Origin of the sequence: Mycobacterium sp. 2YAF39 (genome assembly GCF_052114565.1) — a bacterium.
Lineage (GTDB): Bacteria > Actinomycetota > Actinomycetes > Mycobacteriales > Mycobacteriaceae > Mycobacterium.
Map to the genome: position 1 here is coordinate 984,461 of NZ_JBFREZ010000001.1, position 17,680 is coordinate 1,002,140.

15 protein-coding genes and 1 pseudogene are annotated in these 17,680 nt (G+C 65.5%); 10 read left to right on the top strand and 6 right to left on the bottom strand.

From position 1 onward, the window contains the following. Nucleotides 1-9: 9 nt before the first annotated feature. Entirely contained in the window at nucleotides 10-2,850 is a 2,841-nt protein-coding gene (secA, locus tag AB4Z42_RS04965) for a preprotein translocase subunit SecA (protein ID WP_442007972.1), read from the top strand. Here the strand turns inward: secA and AB4Z42_RS04970 are convergent. After that, on the bottom strand, nucleotides 2,847-3,314 hold the full coding sequence (locus tag AB4Z42_RS04970; RefSeq protein WP_442007973.1) for an SRPBCC family protein: 468 nt from the start codon (nucleotides 3,312-3,314) through the stop codon (nucleotides 2,847-2,849). The genes secA and AB4Z42_RS04970 overlap by 4 nt on opposite strands. Before the next feature lie 31 nt (nucleotides 3,315-3,345). Beyond that, nucleotides 3,346-3,861, bottom strand: coding sequence for an Rv3235 family protein (locus AB4Z42_RS04975; RefSeq protein WP_442007974.1), 516 nt, complete (start codon nucleotides 3,859-3,861; stop codon nucleotides 3,346-3,348). Between the two features lie 191 nt (nucleotides 3,862-4,052). Between AB4Z42_RS04975 and AB4Z42_RS04980 the strand changes: the two genes are divergently transcribed. From AB4Z42_RS04980 to AB4Z42_RS05000, 5 genes are all read left to right on the top strand, one after another. Beyond that, a complete protein-coding gene (locus AB4Z42_RS04980) occupies nucleotides 4,053-5,462 on the top strand; it encodes a WS/DGAT/MGAT family O-acyltransferase (protein ID WP_442007975.1) in 1,410 nt (469 codons plus the stop codon). Nucleotides 5,463-5,517: 55 nt separating this feature from the next. Next, entirely contained in the window at nucleotides 5,518-7,254 is a 1,737-nt protein-coding gene (locus AB4Z42_RS04985; RefSeq protein ID WP_442007976.1) for a BCCT family transporter, read from the top strand. Between the two features lie 9 nt (nucleotides 7,255-7,263). Further along, a complete protein-coding gene (locus AB4Z42_RS04990; RefSeq protein ID WP_442007977.1) occupies nucleotides 7,264-7,761 on the top strand; it encodes a DUF6912 family protein in 498 nt (165 codons plus the stop codon). A 52-nt stretch (nucleotides 7,762-7,813) separates the two neighbouring features. Further along, complete coding sequence (locus AB4Z42_RS04995; RefSeq protein WP_442007978.1) at nucleotides 7,814-8,971, top strand: ferredoxin reductase; 1,158 nt, start codon at nucleotides 7,814-7,816, stop codon at nucleotides 8,969-8,971. Between the two features lie 68 nt (nucleotides 8,972-9,039). After that, nucleotides 9,040-10,284, top strand: a complete 1,245-nt coding sequence (locus AB4Z42_RS05000; protein ID WP_442007979.1) for a fatty acid desaturase family protein — start codon at nucleotides 9,040-9,042, stop codon at nucleotides 10,282-10,284. Between the two features lie 69 nt (nucleotides 10,285-10,353). On the opposite strand, the gene AB4Z42_RS05005 is transcribed toward AB4Z42_RS05000, so the two are convergent. Beyond that, entirely contained in the window at nucleotides 10,354-10,980 is a 627-nt protein-coding gene (locus AB4Z42_RS05005) for a C39 family peptidase (RefSeq protein WP_442007980.1), read from the bottom strand. Between the two features lie 224 nt (nucleotides 10,981-11,204). On the opposite strand from AB4Z42_RS05005, the pseudogene AB4Z42_RS05010 reads away from it, so the two are divergent. Next, nucleotides 11,205-11,353: pseudogene (locus AB4Z42_RS05010) on the top strand (fatty acid desaturase); the annotation flags it as partial. Nucleotides 11,354-11,454: 101 nt separating this feature from the next. Here the strand turns inward: AB4Z42_RS05010 and AB4Z42_RS05015 are convergent. The 3 genes from AB4Z42_RS05015 to aroA all read right to left on the bottom strand — a co-directional run bounded on the left by AB4Z42_RS05015 (nucleotide 11,455) and on the right by aroA (nucleotide 15,671). Beyond that, on the bottom strand, nucleotides 11,455-12,906 hold the full coding sequence (locus AB4Z42_RS05015) for a diguanylate cyclase domain-containing protein (RefSeq protein WP_442007981.1): 1,452 nt from the start codon (nucleotides 12,904-12,906) through the stop codon (nucleotides 11,455-11,457). 525 nt (nucleotides 12,907-13,431) lie between these two features. Next, on the bottom strand, nucleotides 13,432-14,421 hold the full coding sequence (gene rsgA / locus AB4Z42_RS05020; RefSeq protein ID WP_442007982.1) for a ribosome small subunit-dependent GTPase A: 990 nt from the start codon (nucleotides 14,419-14,421) through the stop codon (nucleotides 13,432-13,434). After that, nucleotides 14,418-15,671, bottom strand: coding sequence for a 3-phosphoshikimate 1-carboxyvinyltransferase (gene aroA / locus AB4Z42_RS05025; RefSeq protein WP_442008122.1), 1,254 nt, complete (start codon nucleotides 15,669-15,671; stop codon nucleotides 14,418-14,420). Before aroA ends, rsgA begins: the two co-directional genes overlap by 4 nt. 68 nt (nucleotides 15,672-15,739) lie before the next feature. On the opposite strand from aroA, the gene AB4Z42_RS05030 reads away from it, so the two are divergent. The 3 genes from AB4Z42_RS05030 to AB4Z42_RS05040 all read left to right on the top strand — a co-directional run bounded on the left by AB4Z42_RS05030 (nucleotide 15,740) and on the right by AB4Z42_RS05040 (nucleotide 17,673). Then, on the top strand, nucleotides 15,740-16,513 hold the full coding sequence (locus AB4Z42_RS05030) for an SOS response-associated peptidase (protein ID WP_442007983.1): 774 nt from the start codon (nucleotides 15,740-15,742) through the stop codon (nucleotides 16,511-16,513). 78 nt (nucleotides 16,514-16,591) lie between these two features. After that, the gene (locus AB4Z42_RS05035; protein WP_442007984.1) at nucleotides 16,592-16,813 is read left to right on the top strand and encodes a hypothetical protein; all 222 of its coding nucleotides are present in this window, start codon (nucleotides 16,592-16,594) and stop codon (nucleotides 16,811-16,813) included. Continuing rightward, nucleotides 16,810-17,673, top strand: a complete 864-nt coding sequence (locus tag AB4Z42_RS05040; RefSeq protein WP_442007985.1) for an oxygenase MpaB family protein — start codon at nucleotides 16,810-16,812, stop codon at nucleotides 17,671-17,673. The genes AB4Z42_RS05035 and AB4Z42_RS05040 overlap by 4 nt, the downstream gene beginning before the upstream one ends. The last annotated feature ends 7 nt before the right edge of the window (nucleotides 17,674-17,680 follow it).

Sequence of the window (17,680 nt, forward strand, 5' to 3'; positions counted from 1 at the left end):
AGGAATAGCGTGCTGGATAAGTTGCTCCGTCTCGGCGAAGGCCGCCAGGTCAAGCGCCTCAAGGGGGTGGCTGAGTACGTCAACACCCTGTCCGACGACGTGGAGAAGCTCTCCGACGCCGAGCTGCGGGCGAAGACGGACGAATTCAAGAAGCGGATCGCCGACGGGTTAAGTCTCGACGACCTGCTGCCCGAGGCGTTCGCCGTCGCCCGTGAGGCCGCATGGCGGGTGCTCGACCAGAGGCACTTCGACGTCCAGGTGATGGGCGGCGCGGCCCTGCACTTCGGCAACGTCGCCGAGATGAAGACCGGTGAGGGCAAGACCCTGACCTGTGTGCTGCCCGCCTACCTCAACGCGCTGTCCGGCGACGGCGTGCACGTCGTCACCGTCAACGACTACCTCGCCAAACGTGACGCCGAATGGATGGGACGCGTTCACCGCTTCCTCGGCCTGGAAGTCGGCGTCATCCTGTCCGGTCTGACGCCCGACGAGCGCCGCGTCGCCTATGGCGCTGACATCACCTACGGCACCAACAACGAGTTCGGCTTCGACTACCTGCGCGACAACATGGCGCACTCATTGGACGACCTGGTCCAGCGCGGCCACAACTTCGCGGTCGTCGACGAGGTCGACTCGATCCTCATCGACGAGGCCCGCACCCCGCTGATCATCTCGGGGCCCGCCGACGGGGCCTCGAACTGGTACAGCGAGTTCGCCCGCCTGGCGCCGCTGATGGAGAAGGACGTCCACTACGAGGTCGACATCCGCAAGCGCACCATCGGTGTGCACGAGGTCGGCGTCGAACTCGTCGAGGACCAGCTCGGCATCGACAATCTCTACGAGGCCGCCAACTCGCCGCTGGTCAGCTACCTCAACAACTCCATCAAGGCCAAAGAGCTGTTCACGCGCGACAAGGACTACATCGTGCGCGACGGCGAGGTGCTCATCGTCGATGAGTTCACCGGCCGCGTGCTGCTGGGACGGCGCTACAACGAGGGGATGCACCAGGCCATCGAGGCCAAGGAGCACGTCGAGATCAAGGCCGAGAATCAGACGCTGGCCACCATCACGTTGCAGAACTACTTCCGTCTCTACGACAAGCTCTCCGGGATGACCGGCACCGCCCAGACCGAGGCCGCCGAGCTGCACGAGATCTACAAGCTCGGTGTGGTCAGCATTCCGACGAACAAGTCAATGGTCCGCGCCGACCAGTCCGACCTCATCTACAAGACCGAAGAGGCCAAGTACATCGCGGTCGTCGACGACGTCAGCGAGCGGTACGAGAAGGGCCAGCCGGTGCTGATCGGCACCACCAGCGTGGAGCGCTCGGAATATCTGTCGCGCCAGTTCACCAAGCGCCGCATCCCCCACAACGTGCTGAACGCCAAGTACCACGAGCAGGAGGCCAACATCATCGCCGAGGCCGGGCGCCTCAGCGCGATCACGGTGGCCACCAACATGGCCGGCCGCGGCACCGACATCGTGCTCGGCGGCAACGTCGACTTCCTGGTCGACAAACGGCTGCGCGACCAGGGCCTCGATCCGGTGGAGACACCCGAGGACTACGAAACGGCGTGGCACAAACTCCTACCCCAGGTGAAGGCCGAAGCGGCCGGCGAAGCCAAGGACGTGATCGAGGTCGGCGGGCTGTACGTGCTCGGCACCGAGCGGCACGAGTCCCGGCGCATCGACAACCAGCTCCGCGGTCGATCCGGACGCCAGGGTGACCCCGGCGAGTCCCGGTTCTACCTCTCTCTTGGCGACGAATTGATGCGGCGGTTCAACGGCGCCACCCTGGAGTCGCTGCTGACCCGGCTGAACCTGCCCGACGACGTGCCGATCGAGGCGAAGATGGTCAGCCGCGCGATCAAGAGCGCGCAGACGCAGGTCGAGCAGCAGAACTTCGAGGTCCGCAAGAACGTCCTCAAGTACGACGAGGTGATGAACAAGCAGCGCATGGTCATCTACGACGAGCGCCGCCGGATTCTGGAGGGCGAGAATCTCGCCGACCAGGCTCACAAGATGCTCGTCGACGTTGTCACCGCCTATGTGAACGGAGCGACCTCCGACGGGTACTCCGAGGATTGGGATCTGGAACAGCTCTGGACTGCGCTGCGCCAGCTCTACCCGGTCGGCATCGACCACCACGACCTCATCGACTCCGACGCCGTCGGCGAGCCCGGCGAGCTGACCCGCGAAGAACTGCTTCAGGCGCTGCTCGCCGACGCGGAGCGGGCCTATGCGACACGGGAGAAGGAGCTCGAGGAGATCGCGGGCGAAGGGGCGATGCGCCAGCTCGAACGCAACGTCCTGCTCAACGTGATCGACCGCAAATGGCGCGAACACCTCTACGAGATGGACTACCTCAAGGAGGGCATCGGGCTGCGGGCGATGGCGCAGCGCGACCCGCTGGTCGAGTACCAGCGTGAGGGCTACGACATGTTCATCGGCATGCTCGAGGGGATGAAGGAGGAGTCGGTCGGCTTCCTGTTCAACGTGGCGGTCGAAGCCACACCCGCACCGACGGTCGCTCCGGTCGCCACGCCGCAGGGGCTCGCCGAGTTCGCACAGGCCGCGGCCGCCAAGGCCCAGGAGGGCGCGGTCGCGACCAAGGAACGCCCGGCACCAGCGGGTAATGGATCACCGGCAGGCTTGCGCGCCAAGGGAATTGACAACGAGCCGCCGCCGATGACCTACAGCGGTCCGTCCGAGGACGGTTCGACGGAGGTCAAGCGCACCGGCAGTGGCGGCGGCAGCGCCGGCGGTGCCGGCCGGAATACTGGCAGCACCCGCAAGGAACGGCGGGAGGCCGCGCGCCAGCAGGCTCGCGAAACCAAACGGCGCGGCTAGGGCGTCATCAACGCGGCGATGCGCTCCAGCGTCGCGCGCATGCCGTCCTCGGCTTGTTTGGGTGTCGAGCCCATTTTGAGCATCGGCCGTTGCCGGTCGCCCGAGAGGTCCCACGTCTCGCGGACCAGCGTGCCGTATGCGACGGGCTCGAGTTCATAGCGCCAGATCCTGCCGCCGATCAGTCCGAGCGGTCCCATGGTGGTCTTCCAGGCGATGCGGCGGTCGGTTTCGAACTCGACGACGGTGTTGGTGGTGCGGTACGGCAGGAACAACGTTTCGGGACGGCCCCGCATCGACATGCCGAACGTGGAACCCAGTGTCAGCGGCTGCGATGGCTCCACCGAACGGTCCACCGTCCCGGAGCCGTCGAAGGTGTAATGCTTTCGCGCGTCGGCGATCAACGCGAAAATCCGCTCGGCCGGCGCGTCGATGACCCGTTCCACGCTGATGGTGTAACCGTCCACGCGCCTCACCTTATCGGCGAGTCTCGGGGGCTCAACCCAGCTGCAGCGCGACGATGCGCCAGCGGTCTCCGTTGAGCTCGATGCGCGCGGCGAGCGCACGCACGCGCGGCCCACTGGTGTAGGTACCGAACACTTCGGCCTGCGAGTCTTCGGCGCCGTCGACCATGCGCAGTCGCATCCGGCGCAGCTTCGCGACCGTGCGCACACTCTTGGTCCTTGCGTCGTGCGATGACCGGCTCAGGTCGATGACCGTATCGATCAGCGCCGGTGCCAGCAGCGGTCGCACCTGGGTGACGGGCCTGCGCCGGTCGATCACTTCGAGCACCATGCGCAACGCGGCGTCGGCGAAAGCGATGGCGGCACGCGGAGGCTGTGCCTCCCGGACAACCGCATGCGGTCCCACTCGATGGCGCGTCGACGGTCGCGGGACCCGGCGGCGCAGAACCGGAGTCGCCCGGCACACCGCCATGCCGACCGGTGGTGGCTCGCAATCGACGACCGGGGAAACCAATGGGGTCCCCGCTGCGGGGGTTCGGGATGTGGTCATCGATTCTCCGGCGGTCGACGCGGAATGGACGGCGCCTGCCGGAGAGTTGCAGACCCGTTCATGATCGCACGGTGGCAGGGGGGTTCGACGCACCCGTGATGCGCGCGGACAGGATTTGTCGCTACCGTTGGGTCCGGAGGACCACCGCGGCCACGAAAGAACCGCGTAGTCAATGAGGGGGATTCGCGGTAATGGTGACCAGGTTGTCGGCCTCCGACGCGACGTTCTTCCACTTGGAGAACTCATCGACGCCGATGTACGTGGGCTCCTTGTCGATCCTGCGCAAGCCGCGGAACGGCCTGAGTTACGAAACACTTCTCGCGACCGTCGAACAGCGGCTCCCACAGATCCCGCGCTACCGCCAGAAGGTTCGCGAAGTGACGCTCGGCCTTGCCCGGCCGGTGTGGGTCGACGACCCCGACTTCGACATCACGTACCACATCCGCCGGTCGGCGCTGCCCTCTCCGGGTAGTGACGGTCAGCTGCACGAACTGATCGCACGACTGGGCTCCCGTCCGCTGGACAAGTCGAGACCGCTGTGGGAGATGTATCTGATCGAGGGGCTCGCCAAGAACCGGATCGCGATCTACACGAAATCCCATCAGGCGCTGGTCAACGGCATGACGGCGTTGGAGATCGGGCATGTGATCGCCGACCGCACGCAAAAGCGTCCGGAGTTCGGCGAGGACATCTGGATTCCGGCGCGCGAGCCCAGCGACCGCCGACTGCTGTTCGGTGCCGTGGGTGAGTGGGTGACCCGTCCCGCGGAACAACTTTCAGAGGTGCGTTCGGCCGTCACCGGTGTCGTCACCAACGCCGGCCAGTTGGCCGATGTCGGCCGCCGCTTCGTCGACGTGGTGCGTACCGTCGCCCGCGGCACGGCGCCCAGCAGTCCGCTGAACACCAGGGTGTCACGTAACCGTCGATTCACCGTGGCCAGCGGCAGCCTGGAGGACTACCGGCTGGTTCGGGCCCGCTACGACTGTGACGTCAACGACGTCGTGCTTGCCGTGGTGGCCGGTGCGCTGCGAAACTGGCTGCTCTCCCGCGGTGAGCCGGTAACGGCGACGACGACGATGCGCGCCATGGCGCCGATGTCGGTCTATCCCGACGCCGACCTGGACACGACGGGACCGGGACAGGCGATCAGCGAGGTGTCGCCGTTCCTGGTGGATCTCCCAGTCGGCGAGGGCAACGCGGTGGTCCGGCTGTCTCAGATCGCGCACGCGACCGAATCCCATTCGACCGCCGCCAGCCTGGTGGACGCGAGAACCATCGTCACGTTGTCGGGATTTGCGCCGCCGACGTTGCACGCCATGGGAATTCGCGTCGCCACGGACTTCTCGGCGCGGCAGTTCAACCTGTTGATCACCAATGTGCCTGGCGCGCAGAAGCAGATGTTTGTCGCGGGCACCAAGCTGCTCGAGACGTATTCGGTGCCACCGCTGCTGAACAACCAGGTCCTGGCCATCGGAGTGACCTCCTACAACGGCATGCTCTACTTCGGCATCAACGCCGATCGCGACGCGATGAGCGACGTCGACATGCTGCCGAGCCTGCTTCGCGAATCACTCGATGAACTGCTGGAGGCGGCGCAGTAAACAGCAGGTTTCCTGATCTTGATTGAGATTCGCGGCCGGGGGGAATGGACCCTCGGTGACTATTGGCGCCGAAAACCGAAAAACGCAGCCTTCCTCGGGGCGGGCACTGTCATCGCCCACTGACGAGGTCATTCCACATCCGGTCCTGGATTTACCCGTCGAAGAAGCCGCGTACACCCGCTCACGTGGAGTGGACTGGGTCGTCTTCGGCGTCACCGCCGCGATCGCCATCGGGTTTCTGGTCTGGGGCTTCGTCAGCACCCCGTCGCTGGCCGCGGCCTCTGACGGCGCGCTCACCTGGGTGATGGACAACACCGGTTGGCTGTTCGTCCTGACCGGATCGGGATTCGTGGTCTTCGTGCTCTGGCTCGCGCTTGGTCGCTACGGCACGATCCCGCTTGGCCGCGACGGCGAGGAACCCGAATTCAACGGTGTGTCCTGGGTCGCCATGATGTTCTCCGCAGGCATGGGTATCGGCCTGATGTTCTTCGGTGTCGCCGAGCCCCTGACGCATTTCGCCACCCCGCCTCCGGGCACCGGCGCCGCAGGCAATCCCGAGGCCGTGCAGAACGCGATGGCCACCACGCTGTTCCACTGGACCTTGCATCCATGGGCCATCTACGCGGTCGTCGGCCTGGCGATCGCCTACGGCGTGTACCGCAAAGGCCGCCTGCAACTGATCAGCGCGGCGTTCGAGCCGCTGCTGGGGTCACGCGCGAACGGTCCTCTGGGCAAGGTCATTGACATGCTCGCGATCTTCGCGACCCTGTTCGGATCTGCGGCATCACTTGGGTTGGGGGCCTTGCAGATTCGCAGTGGGCTGCAGATCGTGGCAGGCATCGGCGAGACCGGCAACACGATCCTCATCGTGATCATCACGGTGCTCACGGTGGCCTTCGTGTTGTCCGCGGTTTCAGGAATCGCCCGCGGCATCCAATGGCTGTCGAACATCAACATGGTGCTCGCTTTGGTGCTCGCGTTGTTCGTCTTCGTCGTCGGCCCAACGGTTTTCATTCTCAACCTGATACCGACCGCGATCGCCAGCTATCTGGGCGACATCGCGATGATGTCCGCGCGCACCGGCGCCGAGGGCGCCGACGTCAACACCTGGCTGCAGTCGTGGACGATCTTCTACTGGGCGTGGTGGGTGTCGTGGACGCCGTTCGTCGGCATGTTCATCGCGCGGATCTCGCGCGGGCGCACCATCCGCCAGTTCGTCGCGGGTGTGCTGCTGGTGCCGAGCCTGGTCTCGCTCGTGTGGTTCGCAGTTTTCGGCGGCGCAGCGATCAGGAGCCAACAGGAAGGTGTCGACCTCGCAGGCGAGGGCAGCATCGAAGCGCAGCTGTTCGGTCTGCTCGACCACTACCCGATCGCGGTGATCGCGAGCGTTCTGGTGATGGTGCTGGTCGCGATCTTCTTCGTGTCCGGCGCGGACGCGGCCTCGATTGTCATGGGTTCGCTGTCCGAACGGGGAACGATCAAACCGGGCAGAGGCACCGTCATCTTCTGGGGTGTCGCGATGGGGGCGGTGGCGGCTGTGATGCTGCTCGTCGGCGGGGAGGATGCGCTGACGGGACTCCAGACCATCACCATCATCGCGGCGCTGCCGTTCCTGCTCGTCATGGTCGGTTTGGCGGTGGCCCTGGTGAAGGATCTGCGCAACGACCCGAAGGTGGTGCGCCGCGAGTACGCGTCCGAAGCCGTCAACAACGCGGTCGTCACGGGCGTGACCCAGCACGGTGACGACTTCGTGATCGCCGTGGAGAAGGATCCCGCGGTAAAAGAGCGTTAACCTTCCCGCGTGCGTGTGTATGTGCCTGCGACCCTGGCGATGCTGCAGCAGCTCGTCGCTGACCAGATGCTGCATGCCCGAAGCGGGACGGCGTTCGCGGTGACGCCGACGCTGCGTGAGGCCTACGCCGAGGGCGACGACGATGAGCTGGCCGATGTGGCGCTGCGCGAGGCGGCGCTGGCGTCGCTGCGGCTGCTTGCCGCCGACGAGGGATCGAACATGCCGGCGCGGCGCGCGGTGGTGGAGGCCGAGGTCGGCGATGTCAGCCCCCGCCCGGATCTCGATGACGCGGTGGTGCGGCTGTCCGGGCCGATCATCTTCGGCGACGTGATCGCCGCGTATGTCGACAACGCCGACGCCGAACCCGCCGTGGTGGCCGCGATCGAGGCCGTCGACGAGGCTGACCTCGGTGACGAAGACGCGGAATTCGTGGTCGGCGATGCCCAGGACCACGACCTGGCCTGGTATGCACCGCAGGAGCTGCCGTTCCTGCTCGAATTACTGTGACGGCGGCAACTCCAGCGAGTTCGGGACCGTAAGTTACGGTACCGTAGGTTACGTGGCCAAGAACCAAGTGAAGATCTCGGCCAACGTCGCCGACACGCAGCGGGCGGGCGTCGTCGGCGAGAAGCATCCGGCCTGGCACGCGCTGCGCACCGTCGCCGCGCGCATCACCACGCCGCTGCTGCCCGACGACTACCTGAAGCTCGCCAACCCGTTGTGGTCCGCGCGGGAACTCCGCGGCCGCGTCGTGGAGGTGCGCCGCGAGACCGAGGACTCGGCGACCCTGGTCATCAAGCCCGGATGGGGCTTCTCGTTCAACTACCAGTCTGGCCAGTACATCGGCATCGGGCTGCTGGTCGACGGACGCTGGCGGTGGCGCTCATACTCCCTGACGTCGAGCCCGGTGACGGCAGGATCGGCCGTGAAAACGGGGTCCAACCGCACCATCACGATCACCGTCAAGGCCATGCCCGAGGGGTTCCTGTCGACTCACCTTGTCGGCGGGGTGGCACCCGGCACGATCGTGCGACTGGCCGCGCCGCAGGGCAACTTCGTAATGCCCGACCCCGCGCCGGCAAAGGTGTTGTTCATCACCGCTGGCTCGGGCATCACTCCGGTGATGTCGATGCTGCGCACACTAGCGCGCCGCGAACAGATCACCGACATCGTCCACTTACATTCGGCGCCAACGGAATCCGATGTGATGTTCGCCGCGGAACTGTCCGAGTTCGCGCGGGATCATGACGGCTACCGGCTGAGTCTGCGCTCCACCCGCACCCACGGCCGCCTCGATCTTTCGCGTCTCGACGACGAGGTGCCCGACTGGCGCGAGCGTCAGACGTGGGCGTGCGGTCCCGCAGGCATGTTGGATTCCGCCGAACGTGCGTGGTCGGCATCGGGGATCGCCGAGTCCCTGCATCTGGAGCGTTTCGCCGTCTCGAAGGCGGCGGCGCACGGGCAGGGCGGAACCGTGGAATTCAAGCGCAGCGGTAAGACCGTCACCGTGGACGCCGCGACGCCGCTGATGGACGCGGGCGAGGACGCCGGCGTGCGGATGCCGTTCGGCTGCCGGATGGGCATCTGCCAATCCTGTGTCGTGAGCCTGGTCGGTGGGCACGTCCGCGATCTGCGCTCGGGTGCCGAACATGAGGCCGGTTCGCGGATTCAGACCTGTATTTCCGCAGCTTCGGGCGATTGCGTACTGGACATATAAGGTTTACTGGTCAGTAACCTACGGGTACGTAGGTTACGGTAACGTAGGCACTGAGAGGAGGCTTCAAAATGGCAATTACTGACGTTCCCGAATTCGCGCATCTCACGGATGCGGACATCGAGGGTCTGGCTATTGAGCTGGACGCGATCCGCCAGGACATCGAAGACTCTCGCGGTGAGCGCGACGCGCGCTACATCCGCCGCACCATCGCGGCCCAGCGCGCCGTGGAGGTCGCCGGACGGGTCATGCTGGCCGCCGGCTCGCGCCGCTCGGCGTGGTGGGCGGGAACCGTGACCCTGGGCGTGGCCAAGATCATCGAGAACATGGAGATCGGCCACAACGTGATGCACGGCCAGTGGGACTGGATGAACGATCCCGAGATTCACTCCTCGACGTGGGAGTGGGACATGAGCGGGTCGTCCAAGCACTGGCGCTTCACCCACAACTTCATGCACCACAAGTACACCAACATCCTTGGCATGGACGACGATGTGGGCTACGGCGTGCTGCGTGTTACGCGCGACGCAAAGTGGAAGCCGTTCAACCTCTTGAACTTGTTCTTCAACACGCTGCTCTCCACGATGTTCGAGTGGGGCGTCGGCCTGCAGCATCTCGAGCTGGGCAAGATCTTCAAGGGCCGCGACGACCGTGCAGCCACCCTCGTGCGCGTGCGCGAGTTCGGCGTCAAAGCCGGCCACCAGCTGGTCAAGGACTACGTGGCCTATCCGGCGCTGACATCGTTGTCGCCTGGGGCGACCTACAAGTCGACGCTCAAGGCCAACGCGGTGGCCAACATCATCCGCAACGTGTGGGCGAATGCCGTGATCTTCTGCGGCCACTTCCCTGACGGCGCAGAGAAATTCACGAAGACCGACATGGTCGGCGAGACCAAGGGTCAGTGGTATCTGCGCCAGATGCTGGGCAGCGCCAACTTCGAGAACGGTCCGGCGCTGCGGTTCATGAGCGGCAACCTGTGCCACCAGATCGAGCATCACCTGTTCCCGGATCTGCCCAGCAACCGCTATCACGAGATCTCCATCCGGGTGCGGGAGCTCTGCGACAAGTACGACCTGCCGTACACCACGGGAAACTTCCTGGTGCAGTACGGCAAGACATGGCGCACGATCGCGAAGCTGTCGTTTCCGGACAACCTCCTGCGCGACACCCGCGACGACGCGCCCGAGACGCGTAGCGAGCGGATGTTCGACGAACTCGAGCCTGCGCAGCGACGTGGCCTCAAGTCGGCCATCGCCGCAGTGCGTGCTCGACGCGTCGAGAAGCGCTTGCGGGCTGGTCGCGAGCTAGCCGCCTGAGTTGATCTGAACGAGAAAGCCCTCCCGTCGCCGGGAGGGCTTTCTTGTCGGGGGTTGTGCGAGCGAGGGTCAGTTAGTCACCACCATCTCGTTGCCGCTGGTCTGCCAGGCGGCGTTAAAGGTGTCGATGCTGACCTGCTCGTTGGCGCCGTCCTCGGTGCCGCTGTCGTTCATGTGCACGATGCCGTTGTCGGTGTCGACCCCGGTGACCACCAAGGCGTGGTCGGGCGAAGTCTTCTGACCGTCGCCGCCCCAGATGTACTGGGAGTTGAGATTCACGATCACCGCTCCGCCGTCTCGCAACACGCCCATGAGCGCGTCCATGTTGGATCCTCCGACGTAGTGTCCGTCGACGCCGTAGTGGGCGAGCACGATCGGCAGGTCCTTGAAGATGGTTCCGGCGTTCGGGTCATCGTCGGTCTGCCCCTGGTCGTAGATCATGTCGCCGGGCTCGGCCACGCTCGGCGTGTTCTGCGCGAAGCCGATGATGTCTTCCTCGGTGGGCGCGTTGCCGGTCATCTGACCGACCACGTCGGCGGCGGACATGAGAGCGCAGTCGTCGTAGGTCTGAGCGGTGTGCCAGCCGGCCATGTCATCGGGATCGCCGACAGTCTCGGCGTGGGCGATACCCGAAAGTCCGAGCGCGGCGCCGATGAGGGCGGCGGCTGCGATTGCGCTGGCGATGGTCTTCTTCATGATCTTTCCTCTCGTTGGGCCGGTTGTCGGCTGCGTTGAGGAAAGATTCGGCCGTCGCCCTACTGGGATTCTTGAGGGATTCTTGAGCGCGTCCGGAGCCCAAATCCGCTGTCATTGGGTATGGCCGCGGACGGCGAGCCCGGGTGACGGACGGCGGCCGTGTACTCAGTTACTCGTCGCGGTTTCGGGCCGCCGGAGTGACACAGGGACAGAGCGGCGAGCAGTGCCACCAGTACGACCTGCCCTTTGCGACGGGCTCGTTCCGCGTGCAGTACGGCAAGACATGGCGGACAATCGCCAAGCCGCCCTTGCCGGACAGGTGCTTAGTGTCACCGCCGACGATGCGCCGGAGACCCCCAACGAGTGGATGTTTCACTGGCCTGGATCCGGCGCCGCGCGTGGAAAACCGCCTGCAGAGCTGCCGCGATATCGCCGCCTGATATCAGGGCTGCCTTTGGAATCTCGTTTACCTCCCTACGATTCCGTATCTCGCACTCGAGCTGGCTTCTCCTCCGGAATGCCATCGAAGGGGATCGGTTCAACGACTATCCGATTTCGACCTATCCGCTTTGCCTGGTACAGAAGTCTGTCGCAACGCTCCAGGTCGGCGATTGCCGAATTGGAAGTCGCCCTCGTTCGTGCCAAGACTCCGATACTCACCGTCACCGTCGGAGCCACGGGCGAGGCGGTGTGTGGGATGTTCAGGACTTTTACCTGTTCCTGAATTTGACCCGCGATGGCCTGGGCGTGGTCGACGGACACCCCGGGCAGGATCAGCAGGAATTCCTCGCCGCCATAGCGCACGGCCAGGTCGGTCCTGCGCCGACAGCAGCTTTCTATGACACCCGCTATCCGCTTGATCACGGCGTCACCGGCAAGGTGGCCGCATGTGGCGTTGTATTGGTGGAAGAAGTCGATGTCCACCATCAACATCGCGATCGGTTTCGAATCTCGAACGCACCATGCCCATAGCAGCTCGAGCTCCTCGGATAACCTCCGGCGGTTCGACAGTCCTGTTAGTTCATCGGTCCGTGAGAGATACGCAAGCCGTGCGTTTGCCTTCTCAAGGTCGTTACTCGCGCGTGATAGGCGAACCATCGCCTGGTCTGCGGATTCTGATGCTGCGGCGATGAGGTAGACAGCGGCCAGAACTACGAAGAGCAGGGTCTGGTCACTGCTGACGGAAGCCATGCTCGCGCCGTTGGCCAATCTGATCAAGGTCACGATTGACGTCACCACCGCGGCGACTGGAGCCCCCACTGCTCCGAAGGTCAATGTTAGGACCACAGCGGTCGCCAACGACGTCTGTTGCGCAGCCCACGGATTCGCCTTGGAGGCAAATATGGCGGACAACACCGAGAAGCTAGCCCCTACGCCGCCCGCTGCGAGTGCGAGTGGGCGCCGGCGACGCCGAGCAACCGATCGGCCGGCGTCCCGCAGCAGCAAGCCGATCGGAACTCCGACCAGGAGCCCCAGACTGTCCCCGAACCACCAATTGCGCCACGCCATAAAGTAACTCGCGTCGAATGTCCAGACCGAGCCGACAGCGCCGAGCGCTCCGGTCAACCCGGGAACCATGACGGAAGCGAGGATGACAGCCAGGGCGGGACGCACGGAGAGTAGCCCGATGTTGTTGCGTCCACCACCGATCAGCGCCGCAACGAACACGAACAGGGTGGCCTCGATAGCGTTCACGAGACCGAAATACAGTGCCTGATGCGGGACTACATTGAACGTCAGGTCCCCGACAACTTCGGCCACGAGCGCCACCGCATATATGTAGGCCCAATCGTGTGGCCGATACTTGAGCAGAGCCGTGGCGAGCACCCCATTAGGCAGCCACAGCAAGGCGACACCATCTGACTCGAGGTATGGGTAGAGCATGACAGCGCCTGCATAGGCGCCGAAAATGACGAAAAGCCGCATGAACCCGCGCCAACGCGCGTCGACGGGCCAAAGAGGCGCTCGCCCCCATCCTTGGACTGCGGGGGTGGCCGGATCGCATTCGGCGAACCCGCTACTCCCGGAGTGCCTATCGGGAATTGCGAGATCCGGCGGATTCATCGAGTCCTCCACTGGCCAGGTCCGCGGTCAATATCCGGGTGCGGGTCTTGAGGGCGGTCTCTTGGGTGTTTGGGCAGTATGGCGCCCGTATGGGCAGAAGACGGCTCCGCGCGGGGCGCAGAGGTCTTTTGACTTCCAACATCACGACCAAAGTCCCGCGGTAACCGGTGCGGCCTCAGGTCATCCGAGGTTCGGCTAACCAATGCAACGCGCCAGTCCAGGTCAGAACTCATCCGCGGGTGACGAGACATCATGGAGGGCAGGCGTTTCCATTGCTGGCATCTTCACGGACCTTTGGACGCGGCGGAGAAAGCCGCGCACCCGTCAAGCGGTACCGGTCAGGCCTGAGAATTACTGGATTCTCAAGTCCGCAGTGGCGGTGACGACTCAGTAAGCGGCCGTCTCGTGCAGCGCTGCCAACAGCCGACGCGCCGCCGCCACCCGGCTGGCGGCGGGTCCTGTCAGGGCGTCGAGGGCGCATCCGGGATCGGCGGGTGGGCCCATGTGGCCGCAGCCGCGGGGGCAGTCCTCGATGGCCTCGGCCAGGTCCGAGAAGGCAAGCATCACATCGTCGGGTTCGATATGCGCCAGACCGAACGAGCGGATACCGGGCGTATCGACCACCCAGCCGCCGACACTCAGTGGGAGCGCCACTGATTGTGTGGACGTATGCCTGCCCCTGCCGATGCCGGTCACGTCGCCGATGGCCCGATCCGCATCCGGCACAAGGCGATTCACCAGGGTCGACTTGCCGACGCCGGAATGTCCCAACAGCACGGTGACTTTGCCGGTGAGCAGAGGCGCTACCGCGTCGAGCGGGTCGTCGCGGCCGGCGGTGGTGACTGTGAGATCGAGTTCGGCGAACTCGGCGGCGAACGGTTCGGCCGGTGCGAGATCGGTTTTGGTCAGGCACAAGATGGGCTCGAGTCCGCCTGCGTACGCGGCGATCAGGGCGCGCTGGACCAAGCCGGTACGCGGCGGGGGATCGGCAAGCGCGACAACGATCAGTAGCTGATCGGCGTTGGCGACAACGACGCGTTCGGTGGGGTCGGTGTCATCGGCGGTGCGCCGCAGCACTGTTCGGCGCTCACCGCGCCGCACGATGCGGGCAAGGGTGTCGGGCTTACCGGAGACATCGCCGACGATGCCGACGTCGTCGCCGACGACGATCGGGGTACGACCGAGTTCACGGGCCCGCATCGCGGTGACGAGACGGTGGGGGTCGGCGTCGAGCGCGCAGCCCCACCGGCCGCGGTCGACGGTCACCACCATGGCGGCATGGGCGTCGGCGTGGTCGGGTCTGTTCTTGGTGCGCGGCCGTGAGCCCTTGCCGGGGCGGACCCGGACATCGGACTCGTCGTACTCGCGAGGGCTCAATCGCCCGCCAGCATGTCGGCCCACATCTGCGGGAAGTCGGGCAGCGTCTTGGCGGTGGTGCCGATGTCCTCCACCTCGACACCGTCGACCCGCAACCCGACGATGGCACCGGCGGTCGCCATCCGGTGATCCGCGTAGGACCGCCACAGCCCGGCGTGCAGCGGCCGTGCGGTGATCAGCAGGCCGTCGGGTGTCTCCTCGCACAGTCCGCCGAGACCGTTGATCTCCGCGGACAGTGCGGCCAGCCGGTCGGTCTCGTGTCCACGCAGATGAGCCACACCGCGTAGCCGCGACACCGACCCCGTCGGCGCGAGGGCGGCCAGCGCGGCCATCGCAGGCGCAAGTTCGCCGACGTCGTGCAGGTCGACATCGATCGCTGCATGGGTTTCGGGTCCCTGCACCTCGAGATAGGAATCGCCGTGGCGAACAACCGATCCCAGATTCTTCAAGATGTTGAGGATGGTGTCGGCGGGTTGCACGCTGGCCGACGGCCAGCCGGCGATGCGCACCGCTCCTCCGGTGACCACCGCGGCGGCCAGGAACGGCACCGCGTTGGAGAGGTCCGGCTCGATCATCCAGTGCCGGGCCGCGATCGGGCCGGGGGAGACGTGCCACCGGTTGGCCTGGGTGTCGTCGACGTCGACGCCCGCGTCGCGCAGCATGGCCACCGTCATCGCCACGTGCGGGGCCGAGGGCACCGACTCGCCGGTGTGCGCGATCGTCAACCCGTTCGTGAACGCCGCGCCGGAGAGCAGGAGGCCCGAGACGAACTGCGAGGACGACGATGCGTCGATCTCGACGGTGCCGCCTGCCGCCGATCCGGTCCCACGGACGCCGAACGGTAGCGCGTCGCCGTCGACGTCGACGCCGAGACTGCGAAGCGCATCCAGCAGCGGAGCGATCGGTCGGGCACGGGCCTGCTCGTCACCGTCGAACGTGACCGCCGTCGTACCCAGCGCCGCGACCGGCGGCACGAACCTCAGGACGGTGCCCGCAAGGCCGCAGTCGATCCGGGTACCCGGCTGCGGATCGATGGCACCGCTGAGCGTCAGCTCGGTCTCTGCGCCGTCGACCGTGACGCCGAGTGCCTCCACGGCTCCGATCATCAGGTCGGTGTCGCGGCTGCGCAGTGCGCCGCTGATCGTCGACGTGCCGTTCCGCGTCGCCAGCGCGGCCAGCACAAGAGCGCGGTTGGTCAGCGATTTCGACCCCGGCACGGTGACGGTGGCATGCACCGGCCGCGACGTCATCGGTGCCTGCCAGGTGCTGCTCACGCCTACATCCTGCCCTGTCGGTTCGGCGTGCCACCATGGGATATATGTGTGGACGATTCGCGGTGACCACCGACCCGGCGCTGTTGGCCGAGAAAATCCAGGCGATCGACGAGAGCGTTTCGGCGCAGAAGGACGCATCGGCCGCCAACTACAACGTCGCGCCGACGACGACCATCAGCAGCGTGGTCAGACGCCACAGCGAACCCGACGACCAGTCGACCCGCCGGGTGCGTTCGATGCGCTGGGGGCTGATTCCGCCGTGGGCCAAGACCACCGAGGACGGCGGCCCCGACACCAAGGGGCCGTTGCTGATCAACGCGCGCTCCGAGAAGTTGACCACCTCGCCCGTCTTCCGTAGCTCGGCGAAGAACAAGCGGTGCCTGGTGCCGATGGACGGCTGGTACGAATGGCGGCCCAACGGTGAAGCGGTGGCGGGCAAGAAAGCGCCCAAGACGCCCTTCTACATGTACGGCGGCGACGGCGAGCCGCTGTTCATGGCGGGCCTGTGGACGACGTGGCGGCCCAAAGACGCCCCCAAGGACGCGTCGCCACTGGTGAGCTGCACGATCATCACCACCGACGCCGCGGGCCCGCTGGCCGAGATCCACGACCGGATGCCCCTGACGATCAGCGAACCCGACTGGGACCGCTGGCTCGACCCCGACGCACCGATCGACGAGGGACTGCTGCGGGGCCACGGCGATCTCGACCGCATCGAGATCCGCGAGGTGTCCCGGTTGGTCAACAGCATTCGCAACAACGGTCCTGAGCTGATCGAGCCCGCCGAACCGGAACCGCAGCAAGCCACGCTGCTGTAGGAACCAGCCCTTACATCCTGCGGGTCTCTTCGGTCGAAAGTGTGCGTTCAATGCGCGAATGACCATTAACATATAGGGGTGCTTACCGCTGCCAGGAAGGTTCTCGCCTTCGAGATGACGATCGCCGAATGGCTCGGCACGGCGGCCATGCTCGCCGTTCCCTATGTCCTCATCGGCATGGTGTGGACGGCGGTGGCGGGCGACCATCTCGGCTACCAGGGGCATGCCAGGATCCTGTCGATCCTCGCGTCGATCGTGTCGTGGCCGGCGCTGCTGATTGCGGTGGTGTGCACGATATGACCGCCGCGGAATGTCGCATCACGGTGGCCAGGCGGACGGCGCGCTGGGACACCGAGCCGGTGACCGCGGGCGAGGCATTGGACTTCTGGGGGTTCGCGGCGGGCGCGGCCAACGTGATCATGCAGCTGTCGCGGCCGGGGGTCGGTTACGGCGTAGTCGAGAGCAAGGTGGAATCCGGCAATCTGCTGAAGCATCCGTGGAAGCGGGCCAGGACGACGTTCCAGTACATCGCCGTGGCGGTCCTCGGAACGCCGCAGGACCGGGCCGCGTTCCGCGAGGCCGTCGACAGCGCGCACCGGCACGTCCGGTCCACGCCTGATAGTCCCGTGCGCTACAACGCCTTTGACCGCGATCTCCAGATGTGGGTCGCCGCCTGTCTGTTCGTCGGACTTGAAGACACGTATCAGCTGCTGCGTGGCGAGATGACCGCCGAGCAGTCCGAACAGTTCTACCGGTCCGCGTGGACGTTGGGGACCACGCTGCAGGTGAGCGAGGACCAATGGCCGCCCACCCGAGCGGAATTCGATGCGTATTGGGAGCAGCAATGCCGGCAGGTCGCGCTCGATGATCGTGTCCGTGGCTATCTTGAAGATCTGCTCAATCTACGGATGATCAATCCGTTGCTGGCCTTGCCTTTTCGGCCGCTGCTCAAGTTCCTCACCGTCGGGTTTCTTGCACCGGTGTTCCGCGACGCCATGGGCGTGCGCTGGAGCGATTTCAGGCAGAGCCTTTTCGAAAGACTGTTTCTGACGGTCGCTTTCGTGAACAGATTCCTGCCGGTGTTCGTCCGTCAGGGCGGCAGCTACGTGCTGCTGGCGGATGTTCGACGCCGGGTCCGTCGACACAGCGCGCTGGTCTGAGATGCTG